Here is an 18,197-nt window from a genome sequence, read left to right as displayed (position 1 = left end):
AGGCTTTAGAAATATTAGAAAAACGGCCTTACTATTAAGTGACAGAAATTGATGAGGTGTGGTGCTCAACAGTTATATCGAGTACTTATATATCAAAATCATCACTAGGTTAGTTTGGTAGAGTGAAAACCCAAAAATGTGTCTTTTTAAACAGCATGGCTGTTTTTCAATTCATTGATAATGGCATTTGCAAGTGGGGACGCTGAATTATTTTTGGCTGTGATAAGTGAAACAGGGATAGTATAAGCGTACTTTTGCGGAGATATTGCTTTAAAGAGCCCTTTATCAACCCAATAGCTCGCGTAATGTTCTGGCAGGTAGCCAATAAAGGCACCGGAAAGAATCAAATGCGCAATGCCCTCATCATGGTATGCGATGGCGCTATTCATATAATTGAGCCCGTCATTTCTGACTTCTTTATCTCGCATATAGTTACTTGAAACAACCTCTGCACTATTAAGGAATTTGTTTACTTGCGAAACTTTACAGTCAAACAATGGGTGTCCTTTTGCGCAATATAAGTAGTTTTTTTCGTCATAAAGTGGAATGTACTCTAAACCACGTAAGTGATGACGACTAACTCCAAGTCCAACTAATGAGCGGCCATTTATCACCGAGGTTTCAACTTCTTTTGCTTCACATACATTAATATCAAACTGAATATTGTCACTTTGTTTTTTAAGGGAAGCGATGGCGTTTGCAATACCGCACCTTGGATCACTTGCCATAGTATCGATGACTGCAATAGTGACACGTCCAGAGAGCTCATTTTTGGAGCTGGCGACGGTAGTAGCAAAAGCTTCACATTGCTGCAAAAGCTCAAGAGATGCTTGATAAGTTACTCGACCAGGTTCGGTAAGTTCAAACCCACCACGCCCACGTTTACATAGTTTTATGCCGAGCCGGACTTCAAGGTCTGAAAGATGAGAGCTAATGGTCGATCGCCCTATGTTGAGGCGAGACTCGGCAGCGGATAGTCCACCAGATTCAACAATAGCGACAAAAATTCTCAAAAGGCGTAAGTCAACGTCATGAACTTGCACAGGTTTATCTCCAAAAAGCCGCGCATGTATACGCTTACAAAAGGCCTAAAAATATCAGAACGGTTATTCTAGAGGAATGTTCGCCAAAGTGAAAACATAAAGTTTGATAAATTCGGAATGAATTACGATTATCTATAATTTATAAAACATCAATTGAAGAGTAATATTGCGTCATCAAGCACACAGTTGCTTAGGAAAAGCATATATTTAGGAGAATAAGATGACGTTTAGATATGGTGTAGATCGTCTGAACCTTGATATTGTGAACGGCATAGCCGATGGCAGTATTGAAGCAGAGCTTTGTCAGGAAGCATTAGATAAAATTAACAACAGCCGTCAACGTGTAGACAAGATGGCAGCATCTGATAAGGCCGTTTACGGTATTAATACTGGTTTTGGCCCGTTGTGCGACACCCAAGTTTCTCCTGAAGAGACAAAATTACTTCAAAAGAACCTCCTTATTACTCATGCGGTAGGCGTAGGCAACCCGATCGCAAAATCCATTTCTAAGCTGATGCTTATCACTAAAGTTCACGCGCTGAGCCAAGGCTTTTCAGGCATTCGCCTGCAAGTTGTTGAGCGCATGCTTAAGTTTATCGAGCTAGATATTATCCCAGTTGTGCCAGAGCAGGGCTCTGTAGGTGCATCAGGTGATCTTGCGCCGCTTTCTCATCTATTTTTGCCTCTATTGGGTGAAGGTGAATTTTGGGTTGGAGATGAGATACAACCTGCGGCAAAAGTACTTTCTGATAACAATTTAGAAGCAATGGATCTTGATTCAAAAGAAGGACTTGCGCTTATCAACGGTACACAGTTCATTTTATCTCATGCCATTACTGGTTTGACTAAAATGCGTTACTTATTAGACCTTGCTGATGTAGCCGGTGCAATGAGTATTGAAGGCATGCAGGGCAGTGAGCAACCGTTCCGTGAAGAGCTGCATGCGATCCGCGCATTTGAAGGTAACATTGCGGTTGCAAAACGCATGCGCCGTTTGTTCAAAGATTCACAGAATATGGCTGATCATGAAGAGTGTGATCGCGTTCAAGACCCATATTCACTAAGATGTATTCCACAGGTACATGGGGCATCACGCAATGCATTTAACCACCTAAAAGAGCTTGCTGAGACAGAGATGAACTCAGTGACAGACAACCCAATTGTGATCAGTGAAGAAGAAGCCATTTCAGGTGGTAGTTTCCATGGTCAGCCTTTGGCAATGGTACTTGATTACGCGTCGATTGCCGCAGCTGAACTTGGTAATATTTCTGATCGCCGCTGTTATTTGTTACTGGAAGGCTTACACGGTCTCCCTCGCTTGTTAACCACTTCTGGTGGTTTGAATTCAGGCATGATGATCCCGCAATACACGACAGCTGCGTTAGTAACAGAAAACAAATCGCTATGTTTCCCACCTTCTGCAGATAGTGTTCCGACGTCGATGGGTCAAGAAGACCATGTGTCTATGGGTAGTATTTCAGGTCGTAAATTTAATCAAATCTTGGGCAACCTAGAAAAAATCTTCGCGATTGAATTGATGTATGCTGCGCAAGCTGTTGATTTTAGACGTCCAAATACGTGTTCAGATATTATTGAACAAAATCATGCATTGATCCGTACAAAGGTCGCGAAGCTTGAAGAAGACAGACTACTTAAACCAGACATTGATGCTATGGTTGAGTTTGTTAAGTCACAAGCATTTACGGTTACAGTGAACTAAGGAAATCCGACATGAACTTTCAAGAACAAATTAAGCAGGGTATCCCTAGCGTATTACCTGAAGCAAAGCCGTATCCTGCCGGGGCAAATCGTGCACCTAAGCGTAAAGATATATTAAGCCCTGAGGAAAAGCAGTTGGCAGTTAGAAATGCACTGCGTTATTTTCCTAAAGAGTGGCACCAAGAGCTAGCTGGTGAATTTGCACAAGAACTTAAAGATTTCGGTCGTATCTACATGTACCGCTTTAAGCCTAATTATGAGCTAAAAGCACGTTCAATTTCAGATTACCCAGCAAAATGTGAGCAGGCGGCTGCAATCATGCTGATGATTGACAATAACCTTGATCCAGCTGTCGCTCAGCACCCTGAAGAACTTATCACTTACGGTGGAAACGGCGCGGTATTCCAAAATTGGGCACAATACCTACTTGCCATGAAGTACTTAAGTGAAATGGAAGAAGATCAAACACTTCACATGTATTCTGGTCACCCAATGGGTCTATTCCCATCATCTAAAGATGCGCCGCGTGTTGTAGTGACTAATGGCATGATGATCCCGAACTACTCTCAACCAGATGACTGGGAAAAGTTCAATGCACTTGGCGTCACTCAATACGGTCAAATGACTGCGGGTTCTTTCATGTACATTGGCCCACAGGGTATCGTACATGGTACTACTATCACAGTCATGAATGCATTCCGCAAAGTATTAGAGAAAGGCGACAGTCCAAAAGGTAAGATCTTCTTAACAGCTGGCCTTGGCGGTATGAGTGGTGCGCAGCCTAAAGCAGGTAACATTGCTAACTGTATTACTGTATGTGCCGAAGTTAATCCTAAAGCGGCGATTAAGCGTCACGAACAAGGTTGGGTAGACGAGCTAGTTGATAACATGCCAGATCTTGTCGCTCGTGTTAAAAAAGCACAAGCGGGCGAGGAAGTGGTTTCAATTGCGTTTATTGGTAATGTAGTTGATGTATGGGAGTCATTCCTTGCGGAAGATATTTTCATTCACCTTGGTTCAGACCAAACATCACTTCATAACCCTTGGTCAGGCGGTTACTACCCGGTTGATATTAGTTATGAAGAGTCAAACCGCTTAATCCGTGAAGAGCCAGAAGTATTCAAAGAAAAAGTACAGGCAACGCTAAAACGCCATGCTGATGCAGTGAACAAGCATACTGCAAAAGGCACGTACTTCTTTGATTACGGGAACGCGTTCTTACTGGAAGCTTCACGAGCTGGTGGCGATGTCATGGCGGAAAATGGCATTGATTTTAAATACCCTTCATATGTTCAAGACATCTTGGGTCCAATGTGTTTTGACTATGGCTTTGGTCCGTTCCGTTGGGTATGTACATCAGGTAAGCCTGAAGATTTAGACAAAACCGATGCTATCGCAGCGAAAGTGCTCGAAGAGATCATGGCGGAATCACCAGAAGAAATTCAGCAACAGATGCAAGACAACATCACTTGGATCAATGATGCGAAGCAAAACAAGCTGGTTGTTGGCTCGCAGGCACGTATTCTTTATGCTGATGCAGAAGGCCGAATGAAGATTGCGAAAGCATTTAATGATGCGATTGAGCGTGGTGAGATTGGCCCAGTTGTTCTTGGCCGTGACCACCATGATGTAAGTGGTACAGATTCGCCTTTCCGCGAAACATCAAATATTTATGATGGTAGCCGCTTTACTGCTGATATGGCGATTCACAACGTTATTGGTGATGGTTTCCGTGGCGCTACTTGGGTATCAATTCACAACGGCGGCGGTGTAGGCTGGGGTGAAGTTATCAATGGTGGCTTTGGTATGTTGTTAGATGGCTCAAGCGATGCTGAGCGTCGATTGAAGTCAATGCTACTGTTTGATGTTAATAACGGAATTGCACGTCGCAGCTGGGCACGTAACGAAGAAGCAAATTTTGCGATCAAACGTGAAATGGCTAGAACGCCTAAATTGAAAGTGACACTGTCAAACAATGTGGATGACGATATATTAGATAACTTATCTCTGTAGCCATGTTTTTGTAGAGCTTAAGAAATACTTAAGCTCTACCATACTGCAGTTGCCCCAGACTATTTTTATAAGCTACAACTCTCTTACCTATCGACCTGCTCTGTCACTTTGAGTAATTATCATACGAAATCGAACGTTGAGCATTGCAGACATTTCAAGCAACTTCCACTCGTAATTAAGTATTTATTAAATTTTATCCCAATGAGTTTTATCTAATAATATTTTATTGATTTTGTAATTTTGTGGGTATTAAACTCCCCATTTGATGATGAAGTGTTAAATGCGTTCAAAATTAAAGCAAATTTAGAGTGGGATATTTTAAAAATATCAACATTAACAAATTAAATAACCATAATTAAGGTCAAAAAAGGCTATATTTTGTGTTTTTGTGTATTTGTGTGAATATAAAAACCTGTTATTGTGTGCGTGTTGAATGTAACTAACCAAAGGAAATTATGATGTTACTTAAACTAAGTAAAAAGAAAGTCAAAAACCTAAGCACGCCTAACAAAACACTTAATCGACAACAGACTCCCCAGATTGGCGGTGCAAATGGCTTAGATACTCTAGGCTGTTTACCAACAGTCAATTGTCAGGTTTCTTGGCAGTGTTACTCAGATAACTGCTAATGAAAAAAGCAAGCTATGCTTGTGTTTGTAAATATCCTTAACCCTTGTCGTAGGTCTTAATTGACCTACTTTCGCAATAACATAGTTTGTCTTTCCATTTTTCCCTACCTAGTAAACTAGTACTATATTGGCAAAAGAGATTCACCCCTTTCTAAATTATTTATATAAATGACTATTGGCTAGATATTATTATTTCGCACCATGAACTTAATTCAGCTTTTAATATCAAAATAGCATCGACAATACTGTGTACACTCATGATAGACAAAACGTAAAACAAAGGAACAAAAATGGCACAAAATCGGATAAAGAATGTTGTTTTTGATATTGGCAATGTTGTAGTGCGTTGGTCCCCGGTAGACATAATCAGACTGACATTTCCCGATGCAAAAGAGATCAATGCGCTTGCACAGTCAGTTTTTCACTCTGAGATTTGGTTGGATCTCAATAAAGGCTTAACTACAGAGCAGGAAACAAAACAACAATACCAACAAGTGTTGGGATTTTCTCAGCAAGATACTGAGCGGCTTTTTCACTATACCAAGCAGTCTCTTATCTTACTTTATCAATCGGTAGAGCTTATAAAGCGTGTGAAACAGGCAGGCTACGGTGTATATACTTTAACAGACAATGTGCATGAAATTGTTGCTTATCTAAAAGACACTTATGACTTTTGGGATTTGTTTGACGGCGAAATTGTATCGGCAGACTTAGGGGTTTTGAAACCTCAGCCGGAGATCTACCACGCGCTGTTAGAACAATATCAGCTGGCTGCCAATGAAACGGTTTTCTTAGATGATATGCCGCATAATGTAGCAGGTGCAAAGGCGGTGGGTATGGCAGCAATACAATTTGAAAATGCAGAGCAGGGAGTCGCGGCACTAAAATTATTAGGGTTAGAGTTTTAAATTTTAAAAATGTTGAGCCTCAACTTGGGTGTGAGGCTCAACATTTTTATTACGATGCTTTGTCAACTAACTTCGTTTCGGCGAAATGAACTTCATGGATCCGCTGATAGACTTTGACCCATTCTCCCAAACTAGGTTGAGGGTAATCAGGGTATTGTAGATATTGGTAAACTACCTCGCCTTCACTAAAGTCAGGTTCTAACACCAAAGTCGCTTTAAAATTAGGTGGGATTTGAATTCCAGGGCCTTGACCAGGGATCTGAGGCCAATGAATATTAGGGAAGCCTGTAAGGTCAATTCTTACTTTTGAGCCAGGACCCATAACCGTTTCGTATATAATGTTTCCACTTACATGTGAAACACTTTCTACGTGTGTAGCTGTTGCTTTGGTGACTTCAGCATAGCCTGTCGCTGAGTCATGGATTGTATCAAGCGTAAGTTGCAAGTTTAATGTGGGTGCACCCGCATATAACTCACCAGTTTCCGACTTCAGTGCTAAATGAACCAAACCTGCTCTTTGCGTTGTTAAGTGATTTTTTTGCTCTGACATTACCGTCTCCTTTTATAAGGTAAATTCCTAGTTATGCTGCTTGTTCAGCATCAAAAAAAGAGTAGTCCGCGCATGACAGATAATGTATTACAGGGTCATTACACGACCCTGAAAGGTATTATTTGAATAGGTCAATTCTCTATGGTTGTTTCATATGATACTAAGCAGGGTTATAGTTGTGCCAGTTGGCGTAATTAAGTAGATAAAAATCAGTGGAAGAGAGTTCCCTCAAATGCATGACGGGTATTAATAACTATGTACACAAAGGCTAGAAAATATAAGGATGAGCTATGGAATGTGAGTTTTTTAATGCTCGTAATGTTATCCGCATTATTTCCTTTGCCTCACTCTGAGGTAACTCGATCAGAAATGTGGGATATTTTGAGTGTTGCGGCATTAATGGTCATGACTAATGTGCTTGGTCTCCAATGGTTCAAGCGAGAAGAGCGAGTCAACCATGGCGGTTTTATTTTATGGAGTAGTATCATCATGGGTCTAGGCATTTTACTTCTTATGCTAACTTCTTACAGCTTAGTTAATGGACAGGGGTCAAACGTTGCCTTGTTGGCTTTGCTCTCACCCCCCGTTATTGTTGTGATCATAATGTCCTTCAAAAGATACTTTGATGAAGGTTATTCATATCAGATTGCGAAAGACATTGGCAAAGTTCGACCGGGTACGTGGTACTTTTCCCATACGACAGCATATGCTCCGCAAGAGCAACCGACGAAAGTGAGCAATAATCGTTGGTTACCAAAATTGAGTAGCGGTTTAATCATTATGGCAGCAGTGGCAGGAGGTTTTGTTACAGACAATTCATTAGATGCATATCTTCTTTACTGTGCCAATATAATAATTGCTGCGGCATTTACTTGGTTGAGTTTTTGGGGATGTTGGATGGACTTGATCCATGTTACAAGGGCGAAGTTAAGTAGCGCATTATAAACCTAAAATGATACAGACACATATTAATTGCTTAAATCAGGCGCTTTGAATGTAGTTTAAACCCCCGATATTTTTGATAATCAAAAATGGATTTGTCGTCGATGTCTTAATCGTCACTTAATACCCAGATTTGTACACCGTGTTTTTTGTATGGAGAGGGCAAGTATTTGATCGGGAATATAAAATGTACAGTATTATAAAAGATACCCATGCTAATAATTACATAAAATCAAAAGCAAACCTCACAAGTATGTTTTGAAACTAAGTGCCCGAGAATCCGCCTAGGGTGGATTGTTGAACTTGTTGGTTCTGATATGGAAACGATCAAAGTATAGTTATGGTAAAAATTAAGCCAGATGCCTTATTCTTTTTTCTGTTGTTAGATGTAAGGCAAAATAAAACCATGACCAAACTGACAAGTAATATTGCCGAGTATAACCCGAGGTGGAGTGAGATGTATGAATTTGAAAAGACACGTTTAACTGATATTTTAGCAAATGATATCAAGGAAATTCATCATATAGGGAGCACTTCGGTTGTTGGTCTGGCGGCTAAACCTGAGATTGATATCTTGATCGTAATATCTGCGAAAAATACAAATAAAGATTTTACCTCCAAACTCGTTCAACTAGGCTACAGACGAGGTAATGACTTGTCTAAGGGTCACCAATTTTACAAAAAAGATGTCAACGATGTAAGAACGCACAAAATACATATCTGTATTGATGGACACTCAAAGGTAAAAGAGTTAATTGGCTTTCGCAACTACCTTCGCGCTAACAAAAAGGAGCGTGAAGAGTATCAAGCGTTAAAGTACAAGTTAGAAGTTGAGAATCAACACGGTATTTCCGAGTACCTAAGTAAAAAAGGCCCTTTTATTCAGCATGTAATACAAAGTGCACTTCAAGTAAAGTGATTGGGCGTTAGGGAATATTGCTTTGATTTTAAAGAATGTCACACATTAAGGTGTGTACTTTAAATTAATACAGGCGCTATGCACAAGAGGATATCAATGGTGGTTACTAAAAGCTTAAATACCCAGATTTCATTCTATAAGCAAGCTCTTGAAAGTGGCGAATTACAGGAAACGTATCAAAGTTTGGTGAGTATCGTTCAAAACCTCCGAACTGAGTTTTCAAAAAGATATGACGGCGAGTATGCAGTCGCGGGCGTTTTACATGGCTACTTAGATTTTACTTATTTTTATATCCAAAACAGCTACCTAAAATCTCACAAGCTAAAACTTGCAATTGTACTCAATCATCAATAAGTAAGATTTGAACTTTGGCTTCTAGGTCAAACCAAAGGCGTGCAGAAACGGTATTGGCATAAACTAAAAAATACTGAGTGGGCCAGCGCACAGCGCATGCCAAAGTATTCGGTATTTGAAGTTCCCTTATTGGAGTCCCCTGACTTTGATGACTTAAATGAACTATGGGTATCAGTATGCAGTGGATTTGAGTCACTATCGGATCAGATTGTTAAAGCATTAAAGTTGGGCGAAATATAAAGAACAAACCTTCAATAGGGCATAAACATATCAAACTGGAAAACCGCCAAATCGATTTATGCCTGATTAGGTTCACTAATTGGGATGTAAGTGGAAATCAGTTTACGCAAAAGCAGTGAGCGCTATGTGGTGTATTTAATTTCCAAAGTCTAGTTAAGCATAGGCTCATTGGAGTATGTGTAGCTGAACATATACAAAACACGTGATGTGATTAAAGGAACACTATTAATTTTTCTAAATTGACAGTACCTAATTAATCGGTAGTTTTGAATTCGGGTGAATAAAAAACAATCTAAGGAGATATTGTGAAATTAAAATTAGCACTCAACAAAAAGTCAATGAAACAACTTAACCAGAAGCAGTTAAATCAGCAGGTTACGGATAAAGTAGCTGGTGGAACATTCATTTCGCAAGTGGGCTGGTGTGGATCTGGTGTGATCCAGTGTTGGACAAATGGGCCATGCCTATAGGCATGGTGTTCATTGCACAATAGCCTATGAGAGCCTATATAGTATTGGGCTCTCACTTTACATTAAATACATATTAATCAACTGAAATTCACTAAAACCACGCACTTTTCCACCGTTTTATGCTGCACTTGTTTTGAGTATTGACAACATACCTTAAGGAGAACAGTGTGCCTTTGCCTCGGTTTAACCTCATCCATTGCAGCTTAATACTGAGTGTTTAACCGTGTATTTATCTTAGTCCTTGGGCTTTTAGTTCCCACTATGGGGTCTGTTATAAGGTCACTTTGTTAGCACTGCTTATCATTCCCTTACTTGCAGCGAACTGTTTGCAAAAGAGCCAGATACAAACTACCAATTAGTAAGTGGTCTAAACATTGGTAGCCAATACCGTTGTCGAACTGCCACGGCAGTTAAGACTTATTTAAAACTGATTAGTAAATCCTGTTACTCATAGTGCAAATTGTAAAACTTGATAAGTGACCTGTTATGAATTTTCAAAGTATTCGCGTTAAATACACGTTGTTGTTTGTTGCGATTTCAGTTTTTTTTATCGCAGTAGTTTCAATAAACCTGTTCCTGATATCTAAAACAGAGAATAGCCTCACAGAAGTAGGGACAAAATTTAACCCGGCTATTTCTGCTGTTATTAATGCCGACAGAGATCTATATCAGGCGTTATCCGCGGAACAGCATATTTTATACAGTACAAATTTAAACAGCAGCTACGATAGTCTATTTTCAGACTACAAAGATAATGCACAGCAGGCACTGGACCGTATGAACAAATATCGTGAGTTGATGCGTGACTACCCCAGTGCGCTTGCTCCGTTAAGAGGGTTTGATAACCAGTATCGCATTTGGCTTTCGGACTCTCAGAGGGTATTTGATTTAATGCGACAAGGCGATAAAAGTGCTGCCATTATCCAAAGCGAAGGTAAAGCAACTCAGAGCTTTAATGATTTAAGAGAGTATTTTAACTTGGCTGGTGAAGCGGCTGATACCATCAGTGGAGAGGTCAGTAGCCAGTCCATTAGTGAAGTAAATAGTACCTTGACGGTGATTTGGATTATAAGTGCAATCATAGTTGCAGCCATCGTTGCAATTGGCGTGATCGCACCAAAAAAAATGGCGAATGCACTAAACGATCTGACAAATCAATTGAGAGACATGAGTCAGGGGGATGGAGACCTTACAAGGCGGATTAACTCTGAACGAGATGACGAACTTGGTGATGTTGCTAAGGAGTTTGATAGGTTTGTTGCAGGTCTGTCAGATTTGATACGGACTATAGTCGATGAATCTATGGCGGTTGTTGAGGGGGTCGAAACACTTGAATCTGGATCTAAAAATATTCACGATACCTGCTCAAATCAGCTGCAAGCCATCGAAGTTATTGTCACCGCGGTCGATGAAATGTCTTATGCAATTAAAGAAGTGGCAAAAAATGCAAATCTTACAGCGGAAGATCTCGCCAGAGTCAACACGCTGACTGATGAAGGGGCAACTGTCACCAACCAAACTGTTGCACAAATTAATCAACTATCAGAGGTCATTGCACATGCATCAGACACCATCTCAAAGGTTTCTGAAGATTCGACAAATATTACTTCTGTGTTAGATGTGATCCGAGGAATTGCTGAACAGACAAATTTACTGGCGTTGAATGCGGCGATTGAAGCTGCCAGAGCGGGTGAGCAAGGCAGGGGATTTGCGGTTGTTGCAGATGAAGTCAGGACACTTGCCAGTAAAACACAGCAGTCCACTGAAAATATACAAGAAATGATTTCAAACTTACAAAAAGGGGTAGAGCAAGCCGTTACGTCAATTGAAAAGGGCAATGAGTCGACTAGCTCAACAGTTGATTGTTCATCACAAACACTCGAGTCGTTAGACAAAATAGCATCGGCCTCACAGCGGGTGTCTGATGTCGCCGTGCAAACAGCGACTGCAACAGAACAACAAAGCAAAGTCACCGATGATATCAGTGGCAATTTGGCCCAAATGTCTCAAGGGACACGCCTCAATTTCGATACTGCGGTAGAAAATGAAGAAGTTGCAGATAAAACAATGGCAAGTGCAAAAAGACTTAGTCAGGCAGTTGGCGGGTTCAAATTATAAATCTAAATACGGCTGTAGGGCTCTTCCCCAAGTGTTGATGAATCGACAACTTAATGTTGAATGCTGCACTTACACACAGCCATAGCTTTATTAATAGCTGTTTTTAAACAGACGTAGCAAATCTTACGATGTGCTCTGTTTAAACGGAGGTCAGGTGAGCAGCGTTTTATTAAAACGCTTTTGAGGAATACATATTAACTCTTTTTTATAGTAATACATGATAATGAGACTCGCAGTTAGGGTTAAAAGAAGAATGTTTGTCAGGTTTGGGTTGTGGACCAATACGGTTGAAACGATAGGTATTCGGGACAAATCGAAAAAGTAACTAGACAAAATCAAACAAAAAACCATTAAATTATTTAGTATATGAACAAAGATTACTGCGGTAAGTGAGCGAAAACGCAATCTAACCAAACACAATAAGACACCATACACTGTGCTTCCTAAATAATTGTGATGTAAAAAGCCAAATAGAAGAGAGGAGACAGTGATAGCCCAAATAGGGGATAGCTTCAAGCTCAGTCGATCCAACAAAATGCCTCTGAACACAACCTCTTCAAAAATGGGGGATACTATTACGATACTTAAAAAAAGTATCGAGATATAAAGCCAGAACACGCTGCCTGAAGGGGTTATGTCCCGATTAATCTTTGGTGGGTCAACAAAACTTAAGTCTGTACTCTGGTATAACTGCATCAAGTTGAGCGCCGCAAAGGTCAGCAGCAACAAGCCGATGGCGAGCAATGTCAATTGCCAATAACCTGACGATGACAGGTTATTGGCAAACATAACGGCTCTTTTTCTTGGTTTGAAAAAGCTTAAAATCAAAATAAGTGAAAATACAAAACAGAGCATCTCTGTCAATTTGGCAATATGCGATTCAAAAATATTGACCAATGGGTTGCCGTCAGACATGACGAGTAAAAGTGCAACAGGCACAGACAACAACAAAAAAGGGACTAAGCAATATGTAATAAGGCGAGTAATGGAAAATGTTTGAAACATCGTTTTTTAATTAGTAGCTTTTACTATTTCGTTCAAATTTTTATCAGTTTACTAAAATTATCGCGGTTGCCAATGTTTGTTCTATGGGAACTTAAAAGGAAATGCCCAGTATAGAAAGTAAGCGACTTTTTGAAATCGATTACTCACAAACTGATCACTGCTTTTCTGGTTCAGTGACTATGCACCTAGGCGTACAAAGGCGCATAGTCTGGCGTTTAATCAGGCTTACTCATCAACAGTAAGTACACCATCAATGTTGGAAACACTGACATTGTTTAAGCCACTGATCACTAACGTTGACTCTTGATATGTTTGATCGCGCTTTTGGCACTCGGCAGACAATACAACAACAATGTCATCTGATGTTTTTTGATAACTGCCACTTGGCACATAGCCGCTAGCACTACCTGAGTGTGTTTGATTTACTAAAAACCCATCCATGTTTGCTACATCAGCAGAAGATAAATTCGTCAAATCAAGTGAGGCTGGAATGTACTTGCCATCTCGCTTTTGAGATTTTGTGTATAGAGTAGAGCGAATATTTTTAGACGTTAAAGTAAAGCTACCTTCTGGAATATATTGACTCATTTTAGTTTCCTTTAAGTTGTAAAATAAATTGATGTGAGTGAAGCTCATTTTGTGACACTTTGGTTTCACCACACTTAAGTTGGCAGATAGATTTGGCTTTTAACATTACAAATTATTACACTGTAACAATATTTGGAACGAGACTGATTTTCTATATTGCTAACAAAACTGGGGCAGTTACATGAACATCGGTAATAGTGGGTTATTCAGTATCGGCATTGATATTGGCTGTGGTAGGAAAAGAGATGATAAGGAGTCCCATGCAAGATTTTGAGAAGGTGCTGGAAGTAGCAAAGCGCAAGAGTTTATATGATAAAACAAATAGTTGGTATTCTGGCTCTAGCACATACCTGGCTTCCTTAAAAGAAGAAATAACAGAGGTCACAGAAGAAATACCAAAAAATAGGACCTGCTACCTTGAAGACGAGTTAGGGGATATCCTTTGGAACTACCTTAATATCTTACTGTCTCTTGAAAAAGAGTCGGGTATTGACGTTAACTCTGTACTCAAACGTGCTTACGTTAAATACGAGCAAAGGGTGTCAGCCATCGAAGCTGGTGGTAGTTGGGCTGAAGTAAAAGAAAAACAAAAGCAAATATTGGAACGTGAGCAGGCGCTAGCCGACCGAACTTAAATTGTTTTCCAACTTTGGTCCAAAAAATACTGGAAGGCGCAGGGAAAAATGGAATATTTGGAAATTAAAAGTAATGAAATACCGATTGAGCTATTGCTTGAAGCCGATCCGTCAAAAGAGAATATTTTAACCTACCTCTCAGGATCTTGGTGTTTTGTGGCTACAACACGCGGTAAAATTCTCGCCGCATGTATCGTTAAACCGCAGCGAGCAGAACTGGCTGAAATTTATAACATTTCGGTTTATCCAGTTTATCAAGGGCAAGGTATTGGTTCCAAGTTGCTCAAGTTTACTATCTCTGAGTTATCAAAGAGAGGTATAAGGAGAATCGAGCTTGGCACAGGTACGTTTGGTTACCAGCTCACTTATTATCAGCGTATCGGATTTCGGGTGGCATCAGTGTCAAAGGACTATTTTTTAGAGCATTATGATATGCCAATTTTCGAAAATGGCATTCAGCACAAGGATATGCTAAGGCTATATATTCAAATTTAAATCGTTGATCTCCTAATTAAGACAAAAGTGAATAGGTCGTCAATGAACAGAAACGGGAGAGCTTGCAATGAAAGTTCACTACTTGGAAATCGTTTCAGTTGATGTTGAGTCTGTTATTCGTACTTATGAAGACACATACAAAGTGAGATTTGGTGAAACCGACGAATTACTTGGTGGTGCTAAAACGTGTCGATTACCGGATGGTTGTATGGTGGGAGTGCGAGAGCCATTGCGAGAGACAGAAACGCCGGTTGTACGCCCGTATTGGTTAGTGGATGATATTGAGCAAGCTGTGCAAAGTGCACAATCGAATGGCGCAGAAATAGCGCTTCCACCTTTGGAAATTCCGGGTAAAGGGAAATTCGCGATTTATATCTTGGGGTCTATCGAGCATGGATTGTGGCAGGTTTAACTACGGTTGTTTAACGTGCGAACATGCAACTGAAGACAAACAAGCGCGGCTCTTAGTTACCAGAAAGAAAAATGGCCAATGAGCTATCACTAAGTATGTTTTTTGATATCTGTAATCAAGGCAAAATACAGCTCTGTCTTACTTGTTCAGAAAGGCAAATATCGAATAAAACAAGGGCTGGATAACAAGTCTAAGCTGTCTTATCAAGGTGCCGAAAACTGGTATAATATGAGGGACATATGTTACTTGTTACAGTAGACTTGGCTTTTCAAACTGGGTGCTAACTAGCCATAGTGATCGTACTAATGTATTCAACCAATTGCTACTACAGTTCGTCCAAATAGAAACTGTGGATACTATACAAAAGGAAAAATAGCTCAGCGCAAACTTAGAACCTATCAATTAAAAGCAAATAACAAGGAACAGCAATGCTTACAGAAAAAATAAAATCGTCAATACAAGAGAGTGTTCTATGCTGGTTGGCTACTGTCGACAAAGATGGTTGCCCGAGTGTTTCGCCAAAGGAAGTCTTTATCTGCAACAGCGATACAGAAATACTGATCGCGAATATAGCCTCTGCAAATAGCGTAAAGAATATTAAAAGCAATGACAACGTGTGTGTAAGTTTTGTCGATGTGTTTAAGCAAAAGGGGTTTCAGTTGTATGGCAAAGCGACGTATATAGCAAAAAACTCAGATAGTTTTGAGGCCGCCTTTGGTTCAATAAAACCGTTAACAGGTGATAAATACCCGGTTGCGGGGGTAATTCGTATAACGGTATTAAAAGCGAAATCCATTGTTGCGCCAAGCTATAAGCTGTTTCCAAACATCACAGAAGAGCAGCAAATTGAAAGTGCCAAAAAGACATATGGTGTCTAATGCACTGGTTTTATGAGCGCGCTCAACTTCTGGTGCGCCGCTGCATTTATTTCAAAAAAGTACAAACTGGAGTTTTAAAGATTGAAGCAAGTTGAAGTTTATTTGGTCGATGCATTCACAGCAAATGGTACTGGAGGAAACCCAGCAGGCGTGGTGTTAAATGCCGAATGTTTATCTGAACAAGAAAAGCAATATATAGCTAAAGTTGTCGGTTACTCAGAAACAGCATTTGTTTCTCGAGATGACGAAGTCGATTTTCAATTGTCGTTTTTTACACCGACTGAAGAAGTCGATTTTTGTGGTCATGCTACTTTGTCTGCTTTTACAGTAATGTGTCAAAGGGGTGTGCTCAGTGCCGGCCAATATACACAAAGAACAAAAGCAGGGTTGCTGGGTGTCATGATTGACGCTGACGGATATGTTGTAATGGAGCAAAAGCTGCCAATATATCTGGGACGAATAAGCTATGAAGAAGTGTCTGAATTTATAGGGTTAGAATCTTCTGTATTGGCATCCACTCAGTTGCCATCTGAAATGGTTTCTACCGGCTTAGCGGATATTTTGGTGGCTGTACCAAATGGATATCTTGATAAAATTAAAATAAATGAAGCGCGACTCAGTGAGTTTTGTAAAAAACATCAGTTGATCGGGGCGCATGTATTTGAATTGTGTGGACCTAACTCTGAATACACTGCGAGCTGTCGGAATTTTGCCCCATTAGTTGGGATACCAGAAGAATCAGCAACAGGCAGCTCTAATGGTGCGCTTGCATGTTATTTGAGTAAACACCTCACAAACATTGATACGAGCGAGTTTACATTTGAGCAGGGTCGAGCCATGGGGTGTACATCTAGAGTCACAGCGTCTGTGACACTTTGCAACGAACAGGTCACCCAAGTAAAGGTAGGCGGCCTTGCTCATGAATTTGATGTGAAAAAGGTCAATGTGGCATAGGTGTACCGAATTTTAATGTATTGCTATTTGGTGTAATTTGCGCTGTAGTTAAGCGGTATTTGTGGTAGATAAACACGTGTTCAGTCAAGGAGCTACTTTGAAACTGCTCAAATTTATTTATGTGTTGTTAGTAACTTTCAGCGGGCTAGCTGAAAGTATAGAGTTTAACTTAGAGCCTTCATTACCTGTCGTAAAAGAGGTCTTGATTGACCTAACTAGCCGCGAACAATTTACACAGCAAATCAATAAAAGATATAAGGGCAAGGTGTACAGATGTGGTGTGATCTATCCGCCGCTCACGCCAGATGAAGCTTTGAAACAGCAATATGATAACCAGACACTGAGGGAAATCGTAACGTTCACACAGGTTATTAAAGTGAACACCTATACGCCGATAAGGCAGCTGGCGAAAAAACCTGTCGCGCCCGCTATATTTAATGGTCATTATTTTGTGTCACAGTAACTTTGTCCTTAAGTTGCTCAACAATGAATATTGCAGCTAAAAAAGTACATTAATAAGATAGCTTGCAATTGTTCTAATCGCATGCAAAGCGATTTGGTGAAGAAGTATAGTTTCAAGCAGTCTTAATAACGTAGTTAACTTATATTTGCTTTGCATAATGGAGCAAATAACTGGACGTTTCGTTTTGATTTAACTGTCCTTTGGTGCAGGGACAACAATTTTGTCAGTCAAATGGAGGTGTGTTCAATGTCAAAAGTAATAGGTTTTGTATTCGTGTGTTTAGCCTTTCACTCAACGGTGCAAGCGAAATCTTGTGATTCTGTTAAATCACTGTCATGGCTTGTCGGGAATTGGTATTCCGAAAGCAGTAAACTGAAAATTAACGAATCTTGGAAACAGATAAGCGGTAAAACCTTTGAAGGCGCAGGTTCTACTTATTCCATCGAAAAAGGTAAAACGGTTAGCTCTGAAACATTAAGATTAGTAGAGATGTCAGGAGAGGTATTTTATGTTGCCAAAGTTGCTAGTAACGACCTGCCTGTCGCTTTTAAACTAACAAGCTGCTCAGCAAAAACCGCGGTATTTGAGAACCCACAACATGACTTTCCTAAAAAGCTGAGTTATCAATTGACTAAAGATAACAACATAACTGTTTTGATCTCCGGAGAGAAAGGGAAGGGGTTTACTATCGATTTTGTTGAAAACAACGATAGCTAAGAAGTTGCTACAGCAAAATAGATATGGCTTGGGTAAGTATCACTCGCTTTAACCAAGCCGAATCAATGGGGTCAGAGTTGATGATCCTTGCACGCAAGTAAATACAATCAATGATGTAGTATTTCGACGATAGTTCATTTGTAGT

The 18,197-nt window shown here is 40.1% G+C and carries 19 protein-coding genes and 1 pseudogene; 16 read left to right on the top strand and 4 right to left on the bottom strand.

Going from position 1 to position 18,197, the window contains the following annotated elements:
- Window positions 1-146 precede the first annotated feature (146 nt).
- Window positions 147-1,043 (bottom strand): LysR family transcriptional regulator, encoded by an 897-nt coding sequence (locus QNM18_RS08310; protein WP_211010062.1) that lies wholly within the window; start codon window positions 1,041-1,043, stop codon window positions 147-149.
- Between the two features lie 220 nt (window positions 1,044-1,263).
- On the opposite strand from QNM18_RS08310, the gene hutH reads away from it, so the two are divergent.
- The 4 genes from hutH (at window position 1,264) to QNM18_RS08290 (ending at window position 6,312) form a co-directional block, all read left to right on the top strand.
- Entirely contained in the window at window positions 1,264-2,763 is a 1,500-nt protein-coding gene (hutH, locus tag QNM18_RS08305; protein WP_284136879.1) for a histidine ammonia-lyase, read from the top strand.
- 11 nt (window positions 2,764-2,774) lie between these two features.
- Complete coding sequence (locus tag QNM18_RS08300; RefSeq protein ID WP_211010060.1) at window positions 2,775-4,775, top strand: urocanate hydratase; 2,001 nt, start codon at window positions 2,775-2,777, stop codon at window positions 4,773-4,775.
- A 455-nt stretch (window positions 4,776-5,230) separates the two neighbouring features.
- Window positions 5,231-5,404 carry a hypothetical protein gene (locus tag QNM18_RS08295; protein ID WP_211010059.1) on the top strand — a complete coding sequence of 58 codons (174 nt, stop codon included), beginning with the start codon at window positions 5,231-5,233 and terminating at the stop codon, window positions 5,402-5,404.
- A 290-nt stretch (window positions 5,405-5,694) separates the two neighbouring features.
- Window positions 5,695-6,312, top strand: coding sequence for an HAD family hydrolase (locus QNM18_RS08290; RefSeq protein WP_284136878.1), 618 nt, complete (start codon window positions 5,695-5,697; stop codon window positions 6,310-6,312).
- 49 nt (window positions 6,313-6,361) lie between these two features.
- Here QNM18_RS08290 and QNM18_RS08285 read toward each other — a convergent pair whose 3' ends face one another.
- Window positions 6,362-6,862 carry a DUF1842 domain-containing protein gene (locus QNM18_RS08285; protein WP_284136877.1) on the bottom strand — a complete coding sequence of 167 codons (501 nt, stop codon included), beginning with the start codon at window positions 6,860-6,862 and terminating at the stop codon, window positions 6,362-6,364.
- A 309-nt stretch (window positions 6,863-7,171) separates the two neighbouring features.
- Between QNM18_RS08285 and QNM18_RS08280 the strand changes: the two genes are divergently transcribed.
- The 5 genes and pseudogenes from QNM18_RS08280 (at window position 7,172) to QNM18_RS08255 (ending at window position 11,905) form a co-directional block, all read left to right on the top strand.
- On the top strand, window positions 7,172-7,807 hold the full coding sequence (locus QNM18_RS08280) for a hypothetical protein (RefSeq protein WP_284136876.1): 636 nt from the start codon (window positions 7,172-7,174) through the stop codon (window positions 7,805-7,807).
- 337 nt (window positions 7,808-8,144) lie between these two features.
- Window positions 8,145-8,723 (top strand): GrpB family protein, encoded by a 579-nt coding sequence (locus QNM18_RS08275; protein ID WP_284136875.1) that lies wholly within the window; start codon window positions 8,145-8,147, stop codon window positions 8,721-8,723.
- A gap of 78 nt (window positions 8,724-8,801) precedes the next feature.
- A pseudogene (locus QNM18_RS27315) lies at window positions 8,802-9,317 on the top strand (DUF7000 family protein).
- Between the two features lie 305 nt (window positions 9,318-9,622).
- Window positions 9,623-9,787: a hypothetical protein gene (locus QNM18_RS08260; protein WP_211010053.1), complete on the top strand. Its 165-nt coding sequence runs from the start codon at window positions 9,623-9,625 to the stop codon at window positions 9,785-9,787.
- 486 nt (window positions 9,788-10,273) lie between these two features.
- Window positions 10,274-11,905 carry a methyl-accepting chemotaxis protein gene (locus QNM18_RS08255; protein ID WP_211010052.1) on the top strand — a complete coding sequence of 544 codons (1,632 nt, stop codon included), beginning with the start codon at window positions 10,274-10,276 and terminating at the stop codon, window positions 11,903-11,905.
- Window positions 11,906-12,055: 150 nt separating this feature from the next.
- On the opposite strand, the gene QNM18_RS08250 is transcribed toward QNM18_RS08255, so the two are convergent.
- Both QNM18_RS08250 and QNM18_RS08245 read right to left on the bottom strand, forming a co-directional pair.
- The gene (locus QNM18_RS08250) at window positions 12,056-12,910 is read right to left on the bottom strand and encodes a CPBP family intramembrane glutamic endopeptidase (RefSeq protein WP_284136872.1); all 855 of its coding nucleotides are present in this window, start codon (window positions 12,908-12,910) and stop codon (window positions 12,056-12,058) included.
- A gap of 225 nt (window positions 12,911-13,135) precedes the next feature.
- The gene (locus QNM18_RS08245; RefSeq protein WP_211010051.1) at window positions 13,136-13,498 is read right to left on the bottom strand and encodes a hypothetical protein; all 363 of its coding nucleotides are present in this window, start codon (window positions 13,496-13,498) and stop codon (window positions 13,136-13,138) included.
- A gap of 260 nt (window positions 13,499-13,758) precedes the next feature.
- Between QNM18_RS08245 and QNM18_RS08240 the strand changes: the two genes are divergently transcribed.
- The 7 genes from QNM18_RS08240 (at window position 13,759) to QNM18_RS08210 (ending at window position 18,052) form a co-directional block, all read left to right on the top strand.
- A complete protein-coding gene (locus QNM18_RS08240; protein ID WP_284136871.1) occupies window positions 13,759-14,133 on the top strand; it encodes a MazG nucleotide pyrophosphohydrolase domain-containing protein in 375 nt (124 codons plus the stop codon).
- 48 nt (window positions 14,134-14,181) lie between these two features.
- Window positions 14,182-14,628, top strand: a complete 447-nt coding sequence (locus QNM18_RS08235; RefSeq protein WP_284136870.1) for a GNAT family N-acetyltransferase — start codon at window positions 14,182-14,184, stop codon at window positions 14,626-14,628.
- A gap of 67 nt (window positions 14,629-14,695) precedes the next feature.
- The gene (locus QNM18_RS08230; RefSeq protein ID WP_284136869.1) at window positions 14,696-15,040 is read left to right on the top strand and encodes a VOC family protein; all 345 of its coding nucleotides are present in this window, start codon (window positions 14,696-14,698) and stop codon (window positions 15,038-15,040) included.
- Window positions 15,041-15,468: 428 nt separating this feature from the next.
- The gene (locus QNM18_RS08225; protein ID WP_284136868.1) at window positions 15,469-15,918 is read left to right on the top strand and encodes a pyridoxamine 5'-phosphate oxidase family protein; all 450 of its coding nucleotides are present in this window, start codon (window positions 15,469-15,471) and stop codon (window positions 15,916-15,918) included.
- An 81-nt stretch (window positions 15,919-15,999) separates the two neighbouring features.
- Complete coding sequence (locus QNM18_RS08220; RefSeq protein WP_284136867.1) at window positions 16,000-16,872, top strand: PhzF family phenazine biosynthesis protein; 873 nt, start codon at window positions 16,000-16,002, stop codon at window positions 16,870-16,872.
- 97 nt (window positions 16,873-16,969) lie between these two features.
- Complete coding sequence (locus QNM18_RS08215) at window positions 16,970-17,335, top strand: hypothetical protein (RefSeq protein ID WP_284136866.1); 366 nt, start codon at window positions 16,970-16,972, stop codon at window positions 17,333-17,335.
- 246 nt (window positions 17,336-17,581) lie between these two features.
- A complete protein-coding gene (locus tag QNM18_RS08210) occupies window positions 17,582-18,052 on the top strand; it encodes a DUF6265 family protein (RefSeq protein ID WP_284136865.1) in 471 nt (156 codons plus the stop codon).
- The last annotated feature ends 145 nt before the right edge of the window (window positions 18,053-18,197 follow it).

Source organism: Pseudoalteromonas obscura (assembly GCF_030135505.1).
Classification (GTDB): domain Bacteria; phylum Pseudomonadota; class Gammaproteobacteria; order Enterobacterales; family Alteromonadaceae; genus Pseudoalteromonas; species Pseudoalteromonas obscura.
This window is presented reverse-complemented; position numbering and strand designations above follow the sequence as displayed.